Here is a 14,408-nt window from a genome sequence, read left to right as displayed (position 1 = left end):
AAGTGACTCAATATTTAACTTTTTCTTTTTGTCTCAACTTTGTAATTTGTTTCTCCATTTCCTGCAATGCTTGTGAAAAGTCTGTATGAAATGCACAGAAAATTTGTGAACAAGCGTAATAGTTACTTGTGATTTTTTTCTTGTTTACAGGTCGTTGTTTATCACTAAAAAAATCATTTAGTAGATTCAGAGCACTTTGCCAAGAATGGAGTTGTTCTAAAAGGTCATGTAATGAGTAGATATCTTGGTGGCTAATATTTTTAATTGGTTGATTTCTGTCATTTTTAATATTTAATGGCTGTATTTTATTCATTGAGTTTCTCCTTTAAATTTTTTTGGAGAATTTCTTAAATGTATGATATACTCAACTTGTCTAGGGTAGAGTTTTAGTTTAAGAAATTCATTTCTTAATCATTAAAGCTCTGTTTCTTTTTATTTATAGTCAAGCCTCCTTTTTGTTCGATAAAAAGAATTTAATATTCGCCTTAATGAATAAATAATACCGTAAACAGAATGTTTCGTCAACGGTTTTATTTCGTTTTAAGAACTATTTGTTCAATTAAACGAATTTGTTATGTTGACTGTAGAATATCTACATTTTATACTGAGAATATAGTTAGTAGAAAATGGGAGGGTAAGGCAAATGCCGATAATTTATAATCGTTTATGGAAGTTATTGATAGATAAAGAAATGACAAAAACACAGTTACGTAAAGAAATAGGGATAGGAACAGCTACTTTGGCGAAGCTTTCTGCAAATGAAAAAGTATCGATGGATGTTATTGAGAGGATATGCGTGGCTCTTGATTGTCAGCCAGGGGATATTATGGAGTTTGTTTCTGAAGATAAATGAAAAAAGATAGAGTTAATTTCGATGAAAGAAATTAACTCTATCTTTTTTATAGACGGAATCAAACTAGTTATTATCTGGATAAGTTTTTCTGTTCATTTTAAAAAGTATCTTTCCTTCAAGAGGTTTATCCTCATTGTTAGGTTTAATAACTACGGCAGATTCCATGTCTTTTTTATCAGGATATATTAGGGCATATTTATCTTTATCAATTTTAATTTGATAATACTTCATGTTATTTTCTACCCCAGTACCAAACTGTGAGAGTTCGTATTTATTCCCATCAATAATTTTTAATTCTTTTTCGGAGTATTCTAATTTGACTTGTTTACCTGCTCCGTCTAAAGCAAACCATTCACCTTGATAATCTTTTGAGACTTTGCAAGATACTAAAAAAGTAATTGTAAGGAGTCCAAGAAACAATAATCCTAATTTTTTTCTGTTCATCTACTTTAGTCCTTCTTTCTAACTTCATATTAGAGATCATTAATTGAACGAACTAGATGAATGTTCTATTTTTCTTCCTTTAATACTTCTACATCATCCATTTGACCGTCAATATCACTAAATTTAAATACTTGGTTTTGTTCTAACCCTTTAACAGGAATTTCTAGATGAAATATCATGCCTTCATTCGTATTTAAATGTCCGATAAACTCTTCTGGAAAAGTTAATTTTGCTGTTGCAATTTGGGCAGTTATAGATTTAAACTTTAATTTTAATTTTGTATTAAATGCTAAAACAGGTTTATCCATCTTATTTACAAAAACACCCATCACAAGCATGGTTCGTTTAATTTGAGAATATTCTCCACTTAAAAAAACAAAATTAATTGTGTCTTTTTTAAAATCGAATGTTTCATTATCAAAATAATTCTGTACATCTTTTATCTCAGTAGAAACGTTTGGATTGTCTAGTTGAGCTTTATGTGCTTCTGCTACTACGATTTTAATACTATCACTCATAATGTAAATGCTCCTAACTAATTTAATAATTTAGCAATTGAATTTCCTAAAGAGTTGATACTGGCTTCTAAACTTCCAATTATTCCCTTAGAAGACAATATTTTATTTTCAAAAGATGTTCTTTTATCCCTTAGGGAATCCAAGTTACTATCAATGTCACTAATAACTTTTTCATAACTTTCTCCAATTAGTTCATCTTGGATTTTCTTTTTATAATCATTTGAAAAAAGATCACCTTTCCAGTTGGTATATTCTTTATCTGAAAATGTTTTAACATCTTTTTTGTGTTGTTTCATTGTACTCTTTTTTTCTTTCATTTCATCATAGATACGGTCAATTGCATCTACTTTTAACTGATATTCAGCTACTTTACTACGCTCACTCGCTAAATTAGAGTTGTATGAGTTTAAGCTATTTTTTAAATCTTCAAGTACACCCATATATACATTCCTTTCGTAATTATTTTTTAATCTCTAAGTAAAATTGCCATAAAAATCCTAACAGAAGTGCGCCACTCATGGATAATAGAATTATATTTTGTAGTTTTGTCGCTTCATTTGAAGCAACTACTAAAAATATATAAAATATAAATAATGCTATTCCAAGAAGAATAGTTGGTACTAATATAAGTATTCTATAAATTTTACTGCTAAAAAATGCTAATTGTCGTTTAGCTTCTTGTCCAATATAGCTATCACTTACTGCTAATTTCTTGCGTATAGCTAGATTTACAATATGGATGAAGTAGGGGAGGAACAAAAATAAACTGAGTAGCCCATAATATTTTATATTATCGTTGATTAGTAACGTACTAACCAATAAGAGAAAGGTAAGTACCACAGATAAATATTTTTTCATACTATTACTCCAGTTCATTTAATTTTTTTTTGTATGAATCTGAATAGGAGCAAAATAGAATAAAGGAAAATATTATAGAAGCTATAGCTAGTACTATGCAAAGTATCTGTAAAGGAAAGTTTTTTTGTATAGTTGAAATATAAAATGGAGCCATTATTTTTTTTATTTCTACATTCTGTATGACTACTACAAGCATTACAAAAATCATAAATACAGTAGTGAATAATTTTCCGATTTTAAAAGAAAGTATTTCTTTGCTAAATCCTTTTTTAATGCTATCAATATGTTCAGTTCCATCTAATGCTTTTTTTGAAAAGATATTAAAATGTCCTTTCATAATGGTAAACATTATGAAATCAAAAAATAGAACAATTATCATAAAAATAGAAAACAACCCAAAATAAGGATCAAGATACATAAGAATACCCGATAAAATAGTGAATAACCACCACTTATTTTTTAATTTATTTATCATGAGTTATAACCCCCAGCCAAAATTTAAAGTTGGAATAGGTAACGTTAAAGCTAGATCGAATCCAAATCCTAAAGAACCACCTAAGTTTAGACTAACAGCATTGATATCGACAGGTCCAAAACTCATAGCTTTTTCTCCAGATAAAGAAAAATTTGCGCTAGCTCCTGCATCCAGTTTTGGTCCGCCCTGTATACCAAAAAGGTTCCCTTTACCATCGCCTTTATCATATTCTAAGAATGACATCCCTCCAGTATAAGATACATTAGCACCACTAGCTTTACCACCTAATCCAATAGCAAACCTATCATTTTCAAACTCAAATTCAGCATGTCCAGAAGCTGATAGCAACTCGGCATTCCCTTTAAGATATCCATTGAAATTATCGGTACCTAAAACGATTGATCCATCTGCTTTGGCTAAAGACATATCACCACTGATTGAAGCCCCTTTATAATCCTTATTTAAACCGATCTTCCCATTAAAACCTGCATTTATTAAACTGGCATCTCCTTTTGCTTTTGCAAAGTCCGTAGCCTGACCATAAACACCTATACCTGCTCCTGTGTATTCACCTTCTACTTTTCTGTAAAAATCCCCTTTTTCCATTCTAAGTTTATATTCATGTGCTTTTGCATAAACAGATAAATAGATTTCAGAGTTCAATCCTCCTGCCCACTGGCTTTGAGCTCCAACATCTCCAAAGATCTCATATGCATATGGATCATTTAGAGATACCTCTGCTAAAGCCACAGGCTCTTCCACAGTATACCATTTTTCCTTAGGAATTTGCTTAGCTTTTTTATAATCAATTTTCCCATTACTATGATACTCTGTAGAAATTTTATCGACACAATTTTTAAGTTCCTGAATACGTTGATACAAACTATCAGCTTTCGATAAAGCAGTATCGTTCGTAGTAGACAGGTCACTCTTAATAGTTTCCACCGACTTCACAATATTGTCGTAGTCACTCTCAACGTTGCTACTGCTTATTTTCTTGACTGTTATATATTCTTCAGCCTGACTATTTACAGTTTCTATCTCAGTAATAAGATCAGTAAAAGCACTTTTTTTTGTTGTAAGAGCATCTTTTGTATCACCAAGAGTTCCGGAACCAACAATTCCAGAACTGTCAGATTCAAATGAAGTGAATGAATCCTTTATCTCAGTTATTGCAGTAGTAGTTTCTTTAATTAAATTTAGGAAGCTATTCAAATAATTTATATCCACATTTGAAACATACTGTTTGTAATCGTCAGCTCCACCACCCTCAAAACTATCTGTGCCAACAATTTTTGTCATTGCTTTGAATTGACCATATAGAGCATCAGAAGCTGTTTGCTCGGCTTTTTTTATGTCACTTAACATTTGCGTTAGCTCATCGTTTACTAATCTAGGCATATTTTTTCTCCTTCTTTTTAATTATTGAAGATTTTATCAATTACCACTTTATCAAGATTTAACCACTCTGCTTTAATTAACTCTAAGTTTTTAACATCATTATCCAAAAGTGTAGCAAAGCTTTTAAGTGATTCATTTAATAAGGAGATACTTTCTTTGTATTTATCCACACTGGTTAAAATCGTACGCTTTGTTTCTACCTCATATTTTATTCCTTTAACTTCTGAAATAGCACTTTTAGCACTGCTTATTTCGCCATCCAGTACTTCTGGTTTTATTGCAATTTTATCCTTTGCCATTTGCAAAAACCTCCCTTTCTTTAAAAATTAAATGGGCTTCAGTGATTTTTAAATCACTTTTATAAAGTAATTCTTTTAAATATGGTTTATTGCTGTTGGTTAATAAATCTAAATATTTAATATAGTCAATATTGTTTAGTAGTAAGCTAGCGAATAGATCATTAAACATATACGGTTTTTCAAGAATAATTTTGTTATTGATAGATAGTAGTTCAGTTTTGATTTCATCAAAATTTGACTCATTAAATAGTTCATAAATTTTGTTTTTATATTCTTGTAAAGGGGTGTCCATATAAATAATACTATTATCTATACTGTCAACATTTACATCAAAATTATTAGAAAACAGTATCATTCCAATGTAATTTAGCACTAGGTATCTTTCTTCCAAAGAGATGTCTTGTCCCAAAAAGTTGAATTTCAATGCGCCCATTTCTAAATTGGCTTTATCATATTGAATCAGGTGCATGTCAGTTTCTAAATACGGATCGGAAACAGGATATGTTAATTGAATATCCTGTTCTTCCTTACCGTGGTCTAAAATAAATTGAACGAATTTTTCTGCTTCGGAATTTATTTGTCCATTTATTAATAAAACGCTGTTTTTAAAAGTAATTAACTTTTCTATTGCTGGTTCAAAATCGACAAAAGTAATATTTTTAATATCCTTGGCTAAATCAGTAAATTTAAATGCCTTGTTATTATCTGAGAATTCTAGCATATTCAAATATGCCTTAAATTTGATGTTTGAATACTTATCAGTAAAATCTTCAAGTACTGTCTCTTTAGCATCTATAAATAGTTCTTCATTAAAAAAATCTTTGGAATAAACAGTATTTAATAGATCAAAAAGATCATCGTCGTATTTTCTTTGATTTGTTTTGATGGTTATATCAAAACTAGTTTTGTTTACCTTGATTTTACATCTTTTTCTATAGTTGCTTTTCAGGTGCATTTTCACCATCATTGAAAAAATAAGTGAAGTGGCTTTATTTATATGGTAAAAATTTTTACTCTCCGTTTCATATAAACCATCTGTACAAAATCCTCCTGAAATTCCTAAAGTAACATAAGTTGTTTCTCTACCGTAATCATGTTCATTTACTATAAGTGATAAGTTATTTATTTTATTAATCATAGAAAAACCTCCTATTCGATAACTTTAATTTTACAAACATCACCAGATTCATATAAATAGGCTTCTTTTCTCTCTAAAATAGGCTCATTCATAATTCGTGTATGAGGAGGGAACAATGTTTGATCCGACATTCTCATTGCTATAACCGCGGAACTATTTGCTTTCAATTTTTTAGCTAAGTCAGTATATGATTTAGTTAAATCACCAACTTGGCTTGCAAAAACTATACTTATTCCAGTTTTTCCTTCAGAATCTATAATCTCATCAATTAATTTCTTTATCTGAGTATCAAATTGTTCATAAACCTCTAATGGACGGTTCCAAATTAATAGAGTTTCATCGTATTTGTTATAGAACTTATCAGGTGATATTGTTCCATTTTCTTTTATTTCATCTAGATATTCTTCTTGTCTATCCGTCATTTCCTCATGAATTTCTTCAATTAAATCAGATATATCATTAATTTCATTTAAATAGCTAGTAGCTAAGCTTTTACTATCTAATAAATCAAATTGTTGAGTATCTAATATGTGTAAATCTAAATTTGTCTTTAAACTTGTCATTTTTATTATTGAGAGCAAGAAATCTACATTATCTTCTGATGAACTTGTTAAGAGTACAGTATTATGTTTAACGTAATTTACAGAAACTGGTTCAGCTAAATTGAAATCCAATCCGATTGGTACATGCCCATATACTTCTAAAGCTTTTTGAACTTGTTTTTTCTGTTTGAATTCTTCAAAGTAAAGAACTTCTGGCACCATAGGAATAGGTTCAGGTCTAGCCCCCGTCCAATGTTGATCCATCTCATTTACTTCTTCTTGAATCGCTTCAATAATCTGCAATGTATCTTCACCATCAGCTGGAAGGGCAGTCTGGAATAATTCAGGTTCTTCCAACTTAATCAAGCCACGACCAGGCAAATCATCGATCGTCAATGTCGTCCGTCCAACAATCGCTCTTGGCTCGGAATCATCGATCATTTTCAACACAATTTGCGTCTTGATATTACTTGAAAGCGTCATGCGCATTGAGTTTTGACGTCCCGCAGAAAGTAAGAGGTGAAGTCCAATCCCAGCACCTTCACGAGCCACTTGAGTGATCACTTTCTCAAGAATCTCTTCAAACTTAGCACCTTTCATTCCTTCAAAACCATCTAACAGAATCAAAATAATCGGTTCTTCTTTCCCACTAGCTCGTTCATACATATCCAAACTAGCCACAGAATACTCACTAAGAAGCTTCTTACGACGTTTCAATTCATCATTGATTCTACGTGCAAACTTCTCGATTTTCTCTTCTTCATCAATACTCATCGTATCTGCCACATGCGGTAATTTTTTCAATGGAAGTAACCCATTCGTCCCAAAGTCCAATAGATACACATTCAATCTTTCAGGACTATGCACTCTCGCCAAATCCATTACAACCGTCTGCATAAATGTACTCTTTCCATACCCAGGACTACTAAACACGGTCATATGACCTTCTTGCGTCATATTCAAACGCAATGTATTCTGCGCCTGCATACTCGGCACATCCACCACACCCAAAACAGGTTCAAGCGGCTGTTTCTCTGTCAACCATTCTTCTCTAAAGTCCACAGGATGAAGGGTTGAAGAAGCAATCCGTTCTTCCAACGGCGGTAACCAAGGTCTCGGTAGTGGTGTGATATTTTCCCGTTCCGCTACTTCATGAATCCCATCAATAATGGCATCGAGTTCAGTCGGAATCTGTTTCACATCATCCGCATTTTCAAGTCCACTTAGATCTTCACTTAGAATCTCATACTGACCAAGATCGTTAACTAAATAAATCGTATGATCTTCAATCTGTTGGTCATCTTTCTCAGGCTGATAATCCGCACCACTCCAAGCACTTTGGAACAATTCATAAATCTCATTATTCCCAACTTGCAAGTAGGCACGCCCAGCTTGCGTGATTTCCGCCGCATCTGGCGTTTTCAACATTTCCATCGAATCGGCTTTATCCGCCACTTTCAACGCTAATTTAAATTTCGAGTTACTCCAAATTTGATCATTGACCACACCACTAGGTTTTTGTGTCGCAAGAATCAAGTGAATCCCCAACGAACGCCCAATACGAGCCGTGGAAACAAGTTCTTTCATAAACTCAGGCTGTTCTGATTTCAATTCCGCAAACTCATCCGAAATTAGGAAGAGGTGAGGCATAGGCTCAGAAACATCGCCATTTTTATATAATTTTTGATACTGATTGATATGATTCACGTTATTCTCCGAGAAAAGGCGCTGACGGCGTTTTAGCTCGGCATTGATCGAGATTAAGGCACGCATACTTTGAGCGCCATCTAGGTTGGTAATACTCCCTAACAAGTGGGGCAGGTTACGGAACAAGTTCGCCATTCCTCCACCTTTGTAGTCAATCAGTAGGAAAGCTACGTCGTAAGGATGGAAATTTACCGCTAAACTCAAGATATAACTCTGCACGATCTCGGATTTACCCGAACCTGTTGTCCCAGCGACTAACCCATGAGGTCCGTGGGCTTTTTCATGTAAGTTCAAGTACACGATATCGTCTTTTCCACGCAAACCAAGCGGTACTGCCAACGTTTTATGTGGAGAATGTTCTGCCCAACGTTGGGTCACATTAAACTCATCAAATTTCTCGATGCCGTACATTTCTAGGAAAGTAACAGCTTCAGGAATACTTGATTTCAAGTTTTGTAAGTGATTCAATGGTGCCAACAAACGTGGTAATTGTTCTTTATTAAATTCAGTAGGGAAGTGATCCAATTGGAATGACTTGTTCATCAATTTTCCTTCTTCCAACAAGAGAACCCCAGTATTGCGGTCACGGATATCGATAACTGTTTTGATATTATCTGATAAACTACTCATGACATCTTCCACGAAAATCACGCTACAACCCAATTCACTCGGATCTTCATTGAAGAACTCCATGATGACATGATCCAAAATCAACTTCTCATCGGTAATCATCACCACATAATGAGGGGAGAAGATGGTGCTGTCACGGCTATTGCGGTTTTCTTCCATGGAATTTTTACGGTTTTTCAAGATTTGATTCAAACTATTCAAGACTTGGTCACGGCTCCGTTGGTTATAGACAAACCCACGTACATTGACATCTTGCATTGTCGCATGAGGCAACCAACGCATCCATTCCCATTGGTCTTTTTCTGCTTCTGGGAAAATCGAGATAAATTGTAAATCATGGTAACTATGGAAGGCAGGTAACTGGTTTACTAATTGATAAAGCTATGTATTTCATTCTTTTATATTAAGTTTAACATAAAGAAAGAATGGATATTTTGATTCAAAAGAAAAAGTCAAAAATTACTCAAAATAGTAATTTTTGACTTTGGAAGGTAAGGGGACTTATATTTTTTCTTTTTGTTGTAACTTTTCGATCTGCTTATTAATCTTTTTTGAAAGTTGGTAAAAATCGTTATGAAAGTTGGTGAATAATTTAGCGCAAACATAGTATTCACTCATGACCTTTTCCTTATCTAGAGGTTGTGGATTTTCATTAAAAAATTGATGTAGTAGATTTAATACAAGGTTCCATGAATCAAGTTGTTTTAGTGTGATACCTAAAGACTGAATATCTTGTTGAGTGATGTTGTTGTAAATTGGCTTATTTTTAGTTGTGGTGGTTAATGGTTTAATTTTGTTCATTATAATTCTCCCTTCAATTTTTCGTGAGTGACTTGGAGAATTTCTTAAATGTATGGTATACTCTACTTGTCTATGGTGGAGTTTTAATTTAAGAAATTCATTTCTTATTTTTAGAACTCTGCTTTTTTGTTACTTTGAATTGTAAAATCAATCTATTATAGTACCTCCTTTTAAAAGTATTTGGTAAATTATAGTCTTGTTAAGACTATAATTTATTTTAAACAATCTTTATATGGTTGTCAATGTTTTGTAGTCTAGATTAGATTGAATTTTTTGATTTAATAATCTAAAATAGATAAGGAGAGGTGATATGCTTGTTAAGTGAAAATTTTCAGGAGTCATTAAAACAATTAAGAATAAAAAGAAATCTAACTCAAGATGAACTAGGTACAAAACTTGGAGTGAGTGGTCAAACAATTTATAAATATGAGAATGGGGTTACCTTTCCACCACCAGAAAAAATAGAGAAGATTCTTCAATTTTTTAGAGTCGATCCAAATGTTTTATTTGGTTACCACAGTCAAAGTGAGAACATCAATAAGTTATTAAAAATAATCAATAACGAAGCACATTTACAAGCTGAGATTTTTCGTAACTTGGAAGTTGGGGATGAAAAGAGTGTTTTGGAAAAGCTGATTAATGAATATCCATACTTGGAGAAACAGAATATGGATTTATTGATAAATTACAATGAATTTATTTTTAAAACAAATGTTGAAAAATATATAGTGCGAGAAATTGAACGTATCAAAATAGCCGATACTTTTTTGAATAAAGAATGTTAAGATAAGTAAAAAGAGAGTATCAAACAAATTATTTGAGATTTGTTTGATACTCTCTTTAATTTAATGATTATTTTTGATACTCAAAGATTCTTGTCGCACCTAAATAAATTTGCAGATAGCTTATATCATCCATAATTTTTAAAAGATGGAAAAATGGAGCAGTTAATTCCATACCTTGTTTGTCTGTATACTCTAATAACTTACCGTAACTTTCTAGAGTTTTATTTTCAAAATCATGATCAATTCGTGTCATAATCATATCAGAAACAGCAAAGTAGGTTCGGAAATTTAAAATTTCCATATCTATTTCCACATTATTCTCTTGAACTGGGAGAAAGAATTCAGCCAATATGGGTTCTGAAGTATCTTTTTGGTTATAGGTATTAATGGAGTAGAAAAAAGAACCATTTGGTGTTAATTTATTCTCTCTAATTGTTTCGAAAAAATCATCTATGGCTAACTGCATTTCAGCTGGAATAAAAGTATAATATTTTGATATTATATTTCTGTATTCAATTTTTTGCCCTTCCACAATCATTTTATTGACACATCCTTTATGGGAATGTAGATATCTAATACGTATTCTCCAAAAACATCTGTGCAAATAACATAAGAAGTGTCTTCTAAAGTTATTTGATTTTCTTTTGCATATTGTTCAATTTTTTCTCTTGCTGCAAGAAAGTTGTCCTCATTATCAGCTTGTCGTAACATTACTGCGTTTCGAATTGATAATTCTTCTGTGAAAGTTAATGAATCCAATTCAGGCGGAATCTCAGTTGCCCAATTTATTGGCATATAAAATGTAAAGGATTTTTCTTCATGATCTTGAATATCTTTTATAGAAAAGAATAATGGACCAGATTGGTACAGGCCTTCGTTCAATTCCAGAACTTGTAATGTATTTAGACCAGTTTCCCATTCCTTTGGTAAAATTTCTCTTGAAAAATTAATTAAGTTCTTCATGTATAGTGGCCGTTGCTCTATTTTCAATGTTCATTCTCCATTCTGCTAGTTAAATATTTCTCTGGAAATCTAATTTTTAAATAGGTTAAAATAAATATCCTTGGTACGAAAAAAATGAGTAAATAAGAAAGAAGTAACATGATTATGGCTAGAAAAGATTCTCCTGGTGTAAGTAATTTCATTATAACAATACCTAGGACTGCTCCTATAGATGCATAACTTGTAAGTTTTTCACCTTCTTTTTTATCTTTTTCAGTTAATTTTTTTAGTTTTCCTTTTTTTGTTCTATGAACAATGTCATAGGAATAGCCTATAAATAAGACTACAATTAGGAATAAGAATAATATAGTAGTTATAGTGGCAAATCTTTCTTTATATACTATAAACCATTTATTATATTTATTTTCAGAAAAAAATACGTTTGACATGAGTAAAAATAGATTAAAAAAGAACAAGACTACCCAAATAGAGCCAATTCCTAAGCTTAAAGTATTATAGATTTCAGCTTTAGGAGAAGGTACTGATTGTCTATTTAATATTAATAATATGGCCATATAAATAAATAGACCTAGGGTCAATACAAAAGATATCCGTTCTATCCATCCTAATTGAAAGTCGTATCTAGAAGGGATAATTAAAATTCCTAACATTAATATTACTCCTAAAAAATATAGAGCTAAATGCAAAGTTGCTAGTCGTTTCTTATCAGTACTTCCAAATTGAATAGCAGCTCCCCATCTATCTAACTGTTTTTCATCAAATTGTTTTAAGCTTAGTTTTTTTAACATATTTTTTCCTCTTCTTGTGATTTTATCAAACAAAATTTATCAGAAAACCCGTAGTTCATTCTTATTAAGAAAAGAAACTCCCAAGTTTTTTTCCTGCCCAATTTAAGCCTCCTGATACAGCTTTTACAGCTCCTTTGCCTATATCTTTTACAGTATCTTTTATTCCTGTCTTATCTAACACCCAGTTAACACCTATTGATATTCCTATTGCCCCAGCAGTAACAGCTACAGCTGCAACAGTTCCACCTCCTGGACATATGGCGGTACCAATCGCTGCAGCAGTAGCCATAGAACCCGCCCATGTTGCACCACCTATAGCTACATCAGTCGCAGTATTGACTGCTCCTGCAAAATTAGCCTCAGTAGTGGTCAAGCTAGGATCATTATGAGCATCACTAAAATTATCCCATGCAGACATACCGACATTTGCAATAAAAAGACCTCTTCCTAAGTTATTTAGCCCTTTGAAACTACTTGGCTTGAAATCATCAAGTGCTCCTTTCCAAGTAGCACTTCCAATTCCTTTAACGGAATTTTTAAGTCCACCTGGCTTTAAATATGCAGGATGAGTATTAGGTAATTGAAATTTCTCTTCAAATAATCCCATTGTTCCCGACTTAAAAGTTCCATTCCATTCGCTAACATATCTAAATTGACTACCAGATCTCCACGGACGTCGTGTAGTATTTATCATATCATATAATTTTTTAGTAGTAACTTTCCATATTTTTTGTCCATTTGCATTTTCTACTAATACTAGGCTACCATCTTTTATGCATTGCTCAAAAAATTTTAGTCCCTTACCTAATTTGTATCCATCTTTTAAAATGTCTAGATTTCCCCAAACATCATTAAGTTTACTAAAATTTTTAGCATTGTAGTTATTCAAGCCTACTTCACCAATTTGCCCCATTGTTTGACTAACTTGATTTAACCCATCTAGTTGTGTAGAAAATATTGATAATACACCAGAAAAGCTACTTTCAAAGGTTTGTAAATCTTCAAACATCGTTTTAATAATCTTTTTTAACTCTGTCCAAGCTTCATTAGCTTCTGTCAACTCTATTTTAGATACTGAGCAAATACTACTAACGTTTGAAAATTCTGTATTAATTGTTTTTAAACTTGTTTTTACAGATTTGTATTGTGTTTCAACGGTTGTTTTGAAAGTTTCAATCTCGCTTTTTTTTATAACACAATCCCCTGAATTATCTACTTGACTTGAAAAATCTGTTAATGATCGTTTTACTTCATCAGAGAAGGATGAGACAGCTTCTTTATAGCTTTCTGCTAATTTTGAATGTGTATCTTTTAAATAGTTTTTAACAGATCCTGCGCCGTTCCCGTCAAATGATTCTAGTGTGGCTAAACCATTTGAGGCTTCTTTTAATGTGTCAAGTTTTCCAGAAAATTCAGTTGTAAAAGTAGAGAGGTTATTGCTCCAATCTTGGACTTCACTAATTTTTACAGTTGTCATTTTTTACCTCCTATTCTTTTATCAGTTTCTACTAATGCTGCACCGATACTTTTCATTTGTGTGATATCAGATTCAATCAAAGACTGATAAGTTCCTAAAAATTGGCTCAAAGATTGTTGAACGGTCTTAAAAGAAGTGTAGGGTTCTATATCAGTTTCAGAAATAGAGTCTGTAACATCCATAGACAGATCTGTCCCTCCCGTTGAGAATTTACTGATTTTGTCTTCAAATTCCTTTGGATCAAATTTTATCTTATCTCCCATTTACTTCACCTTCTTATGTCTAATTTATATAGTTGCTAATAGATTTGCTAGGTCAGCAACCGATGCTTCTTGATTAACTACCCTAGATTCTAGTTCAATTAATTCTTCTTCTAATTCAGTTAGTTTATCTTCTATTTTTTGTAAGCCGTCTTCTATTTTTGTTTTAGCAGTAGTAGTATTTTCTTTTATAGTAGAGTATTCTGTATTTGCTTTGGTTGCATTTTCACCTTGCCAAAACGAGCTTTCTATAGTAGTACTACCTAAGGTAGTACTACTAGAATCAAAAGTCTCTTTAGAAGATTGAATATTTTTAATTGCTGTTTCTAATTTTTTTATTTTTGCTTCCAAAGTAGATTTTTCTGTTTTTAAAGTATTTAAATGTAAAGTTTCAGTATTTAATTGTATGCGGAGTTGAGTTCGCATCGCCGCTTTTTGTGCTTTTTCTTTAGCATCAGTTGTCATAAAA

The 14,408-nt window shown here is 32.1% G+C and carries 18 protein-coding genes and 1 pseudogene; 2 read left to right on the top strand and 17 right to left on the bottom strand.

Features of this window, described 5'->3' with window-relative positions; genetic code table 11:
• Positions 1-7: 7 nt before the first annotated feature.
• Positions 8-313: a hypothetical protein gene (locus tag AC4BB7_RS17720; protein WP_490483937.1), complete on the bottom strand. Its 306-nt coding sequence runs from the start codon at positions 311-313 to the stop codon at positions 8-10.
• Positions 314-643: 330 nt separating this feature from the next.
• On the opposite strand from AC4BB7_RS17720, the gene AC4BB7_RS17715 reads away from it, so the two are divergent.
• Positions 644-853, top strand: coding sequence for a helix-turn-helix domain-containing protein (locus AC4BB7_RS17715; protein ID WP_490483936.1), 210 nt, complete (start codon positions 644-646; stop codon positions 851-853).
• Between the two features lie 63 nt (positions 854-916).
• On the opposite strand, the gene AC4BB7_RS17710 is transcribed toward AC4BB7_RS17715, so the two are convergent.
• The 10 genes and pseudogenes from AC4BB7_RS17710 to AC4BB7_RS17665 all read right to left on the bottom strand — a co-directional run bounded on the left by AC4BB7_RS17710 (position 917) and on the right by AC4BB7_RS17665 (position 9,666).
• The gene (locus AC4BB7_RS17710; RefSeq protein WP_490483935.1) at positions 917-1,297 is read right to left on the bottom strand and encodes a hypothetical protein; all 381 of its coding nucleotides are present in this window, start codon (positions 1,295-1,297) and stop codon (positions 917-919) included.
• A gap of 65 nt (positions 1,298-1,362) precedes the next feature.
• Entirely contained in the window at positions 1,363-1,815 is a 453-nt protein-coding gene (locus AC4BB7_RS17705; RefSeq protein WP_490483934.1) for a hypothetical protein, read from the bottom strand.
• A gap of 17 nt (positions 1,816-1,832) precedes the next feature.
• Entirely contained in the window at positions 1,833-2,255 is a 423-nt protein-coding gene (locus AC4BB7_RS17700; RefSeq protein WP_490483933.1) for a hypothetical protein, read from the bottom strand.
• Positions 2,256-2,274: 19 nt separating this feature from the next.
• Complete coding sequence (locus AC4BB7_RS17695) at positions 2,275-2,673, bottom strand: hypothetical protein (RefSeq protein WP_490483932.1); 399 nt, start codon at positions 2,671-2,673, stop codon at positions 2,275-2,277.
• A gap of 4 nt (positions 2,674-2,677) precedes the next feature.
• A complete protein-coding gene (locus AC4BB7_RS17690) occupies positions 2,678-3,148 on the bottom strand; it encodes a hypothetical protein (protein ID WP_490483931.1) in 471 nt (156 codons plus the stop codon).
• 3 nt (positions 3,149-3,151) lie between these two features.
• Positions 3,152-4,549 carry a T7SS effector LXG polymorphic toxin gene (locus tag AC4BB7_RS17685; RefSeq protein ID WP_490483930.1) on the bottom strand — a complete coding sequence of 466 codons (1,398 nt, stop codon included), beginning with the start codon at positions 4,547-4,549 and terminating at the stop codon, positions 3,152-3,154.
• Between the two features lie 17 nt (positions 4,550-4,566).
• Positions 4,567-4,848 carry a TIGR04197 family type VII secretion effector gene (locus tag AC4BB7_RS17680; protein WP_490483929.1) on the bottom strand — a complete coding sequence of 94 codons (282 nt, stop codon included), beginning with the start codon at positions 4,846-4,848 and terminating at the stop codon, positions 4,567-4,569.
• Positions 4,835-5,986, bottom strand: coding sequence for a hypothetical protein (locus AC4BB7_RS17675; protein ID WP_490483928.1), 1,152 nt, complete (start codon positions 5,984-5,986; stop codon positions 4,835-4,837). The genes AC4BB7_RS17680 and AC4BB7_RS17675 overlap by 14 nt, the downstream gene beginning before the upstream one ends.
• An 11-nt stretch (positions 5,987-5,997) precedes the next feature.
• Positions 5,998-9,246 (bottom strand): annotated as a pseudogene (essC, locus tag AC4BB7_RS17670) (type VII secretion protein EssC); the annotation flags it as partial.
• 120 nt (positions 9,247-9,366) lie between these two features.
• Entirely contained in the window at positions 9,367-9,666 is a 300-nt protein-coding gene (locus AC4BB7_RS17665) for a hypothetical protein (RefSeq protein WP_086314733.1), read from the bottom strand.
• A 314-nt stretch (positions 9,667-9,980) separates the two neighbouring features.
• On the opposite strand from AC4BB7_RS17665, the gene AC4BB7_RS17660 reads away from it, so the two are divergent.
• A complete protein-coding gene (locus AC4BB7_RS17660) occupies positions 9,981-10,451 on the top strand; it encodes a helix-turn-helix domain-containing protein (RefSeq protein ID WP_170923029.1) in 471 nt (156 codons plus the stop codon).
• A gap of 67 nt (positions 10,452-10,518) precedes the next feature.
• Here the strand turns inward: AC4BB7_RS17660 and AC4BB7_RS17655 are convergent, their stop codons facing one another.
• From AC4BB7_RS17655 to AC4BB7_RS17630, 6 genes are all read right to left on the bottom strand, one after another.
• Positions 10,519-10,989 carry a DUF5085 family protein gene (locus AC4BB7_RS17655; protein ID WP_490483927.1) on the bottom strand — a complete coding sequence of 157 codons (471 nt, stop codon included), beginning with the start codon at positions 10,987-10,989 and terminating at the stop codon, positions 10,519-10,521.
• Positions 10,986-11,441, bottom strand: coding sequence for a DUF5085 family protein (locus tag AC4BB7_RS17650; protein ID WP_086314730.1), 456 nt, complete (start codon positions 11,439-11,441; stop codon positions 10,986-10,988). The genes AC4BB7_RS17655 and AC4BB7_RS17650 overlap by 4 nt, the downstream gene beginning before the upstream one ends.
• A complete protein-coding gene (locus AC4BB7_RS17645) occupies positions 11,438-12,202 on the bottom strand; it encodes a hypothetical protein (RefSeq protein ID WP_086314729.1) in 765 nt (254 codons plus the stop codon). Before AC4BB7_RS17645 ends, AC4BB7_RS17650 begins: the two co-directional genes overlap by 4 nt.
• A 64-nt stretch (positions 12,203-12,266) precedes the next feature.
• Complete coding sequence (locus AC4BB7_RS17640; RefSeq protein ID WP_086314728.1) at positions 12,267-13,679, bottom strand: T7SS effector LXG polymorphic toxin; 1,413 nt, start codon at positions 13,677-13,679, stop codon at positions 12,267-12,269.
• Entirely contained in the window at positions 13,676-13,942 is a 267-nt protein-coding gene (locus AC4BB7_RS17635; RefSeq protein ID WP_086314727.1) for a TIGR04197 family type VII secretion effector, read from the bottom strand. The genes AC4BB7_RS17640 and AC4BB7_RS17635 overlap by 4 nt, the downstream gene beginning before the upstream one ends.
• A 24-nt stretch (positions 13,943-13,966) precedes the next feature.
• Positions 13,967-14,404, bottom strand: coding sequence for a YwqH-like family protein (locus tag AC4BB7_RS17630; RefSeq protein ID WP_086314726.1), 438 nt, complete (start codon positions 14,402-14,404; stop codon positions 13,967-13,969).
• Positions 14,405-14,408 lie beyond the last annotated feature (4 nt).

The organism is Enterococcus sp. AAFC-DPL-5182 (assembly GCF_058216605.1).
The sequence above is the reverse complement of the archived record's forward strand: the minus strand, read 5'-3'. Positions and strand labels throughout refer to the sequence as shown.

Bases quoted from the DNA above. Each gene is read 5' to 3' on its own strand.
- AC4BB7_RS17720 (WP_490483937.1), bottom strand. From the start codon at position 313: ATGAATAAAATACAGCCATTAAATATTAAAAATGACAGAAATCAACCA.
- AC4BB7_RS17715 (WP_490483936.1), top strand. From the start codon at position 644: ATGCCGATAATTTATAATCGTTTATGGAAGTTATTGATAGATAAAGAA.
- AC4BB7_RS17710 (WP_490483935.1), bottom strand. From the start codon at position 1,297: ATGAACAGAAAAAAATTAGGATTATTGTTTCTTGGACTCCTTACAATT.
- AC4BB7_RS17705 (WP_490483934.1), bottom strand. From the start codon at position 1,815: ATGAGTGATAGTATTAAAATCGTAGTAGCAGAAGCACATAAAGCTCAA.
- AC4BB7_RS17700 (WP_490483933.1), bottom strand. From the start codon at position 2,255: ATGGGTGTACTTGAAGATTTAAAAAATAGCTTAAACTCATACAACTCT.
- AC4BB7_RS17695 (WP_490483932.1), bottom strand. From the start codon at position 2,673: ATGAAAAAATATTTATCTGTGGTACTTACCTTTCTCTTATTGGTTAGT.
- AC4BB7_RS17690 (WP_490483931.1), bottom strand. From the start codon at position 3,148: ATGATAAATAAATTAAAAAATAAGTGGTGGTTATTCACTATTTTATCG.
- AC4BB7_RS17685 (WP_490483930.1), bottom strand. From the start codon at position 4,549: ATGCCTAGATTAGTAAACGATGAGCTAACGCAAATGTTAAGTGACATA.
- AC4BB7_RS17680 (WP_490483929.1), bottom strand. From the start codon at position 4,848: ATGGCAAAGGATAAAATTGCAATAAAACCAGAAGTACTGGATGGCGAA.
- AC4BB7_RS17675 (WP_490483928.1), bottom strand. From the start codon at position 5,986: ATGATTAATAAAATAAATAACTTATCACTTATAGTAAATGAACATGAT.
- AC4BB7_RS17665 (WP_086314733.1), bottom strand. From the start codon at position 9,666: ATGAACAAAATTAAACCATTAACCACCACAACTAAAAATAAGCCAATT.
- AC4BB7_RS17655 (WP_490483927.1), bottom strand. From the start codon at position 10,989: ATGATTGTGGAAGGGCAAAAAATTGAATACAGAAATATAATATCAAAA.
- AC4BB7_RS17645 (WP_086314729.1), bottom strand. From the start codon at position 12,202: ATGTTAAAAAAACTAAGCTTAAAACAATTTGATGAAAAACAGTTAGAT.
- AC4BB7_RS17640 (WP_086314728.1), bottom strand. From the start codon at position 13,679: ATGACAACTGTAAAAATTAGTGAAGTCCAAGATTGGAGCAATAACCTC.
- AC4BB7_RS17635 (WP_086314727.1), bottom strand. From the start codon at position 13,942: ATGGGAGATAAGATAAAATTTGATCCAAAGGAATTTGAAGACAAAATC.
- AC4BB7_RS17630 (WP_086314726.1), bottom strand. From the start codon at position 14,404: ATGACAACTGATGCTAAAGAAAAAGCACAAAAAGCGGCGATGCGAACT.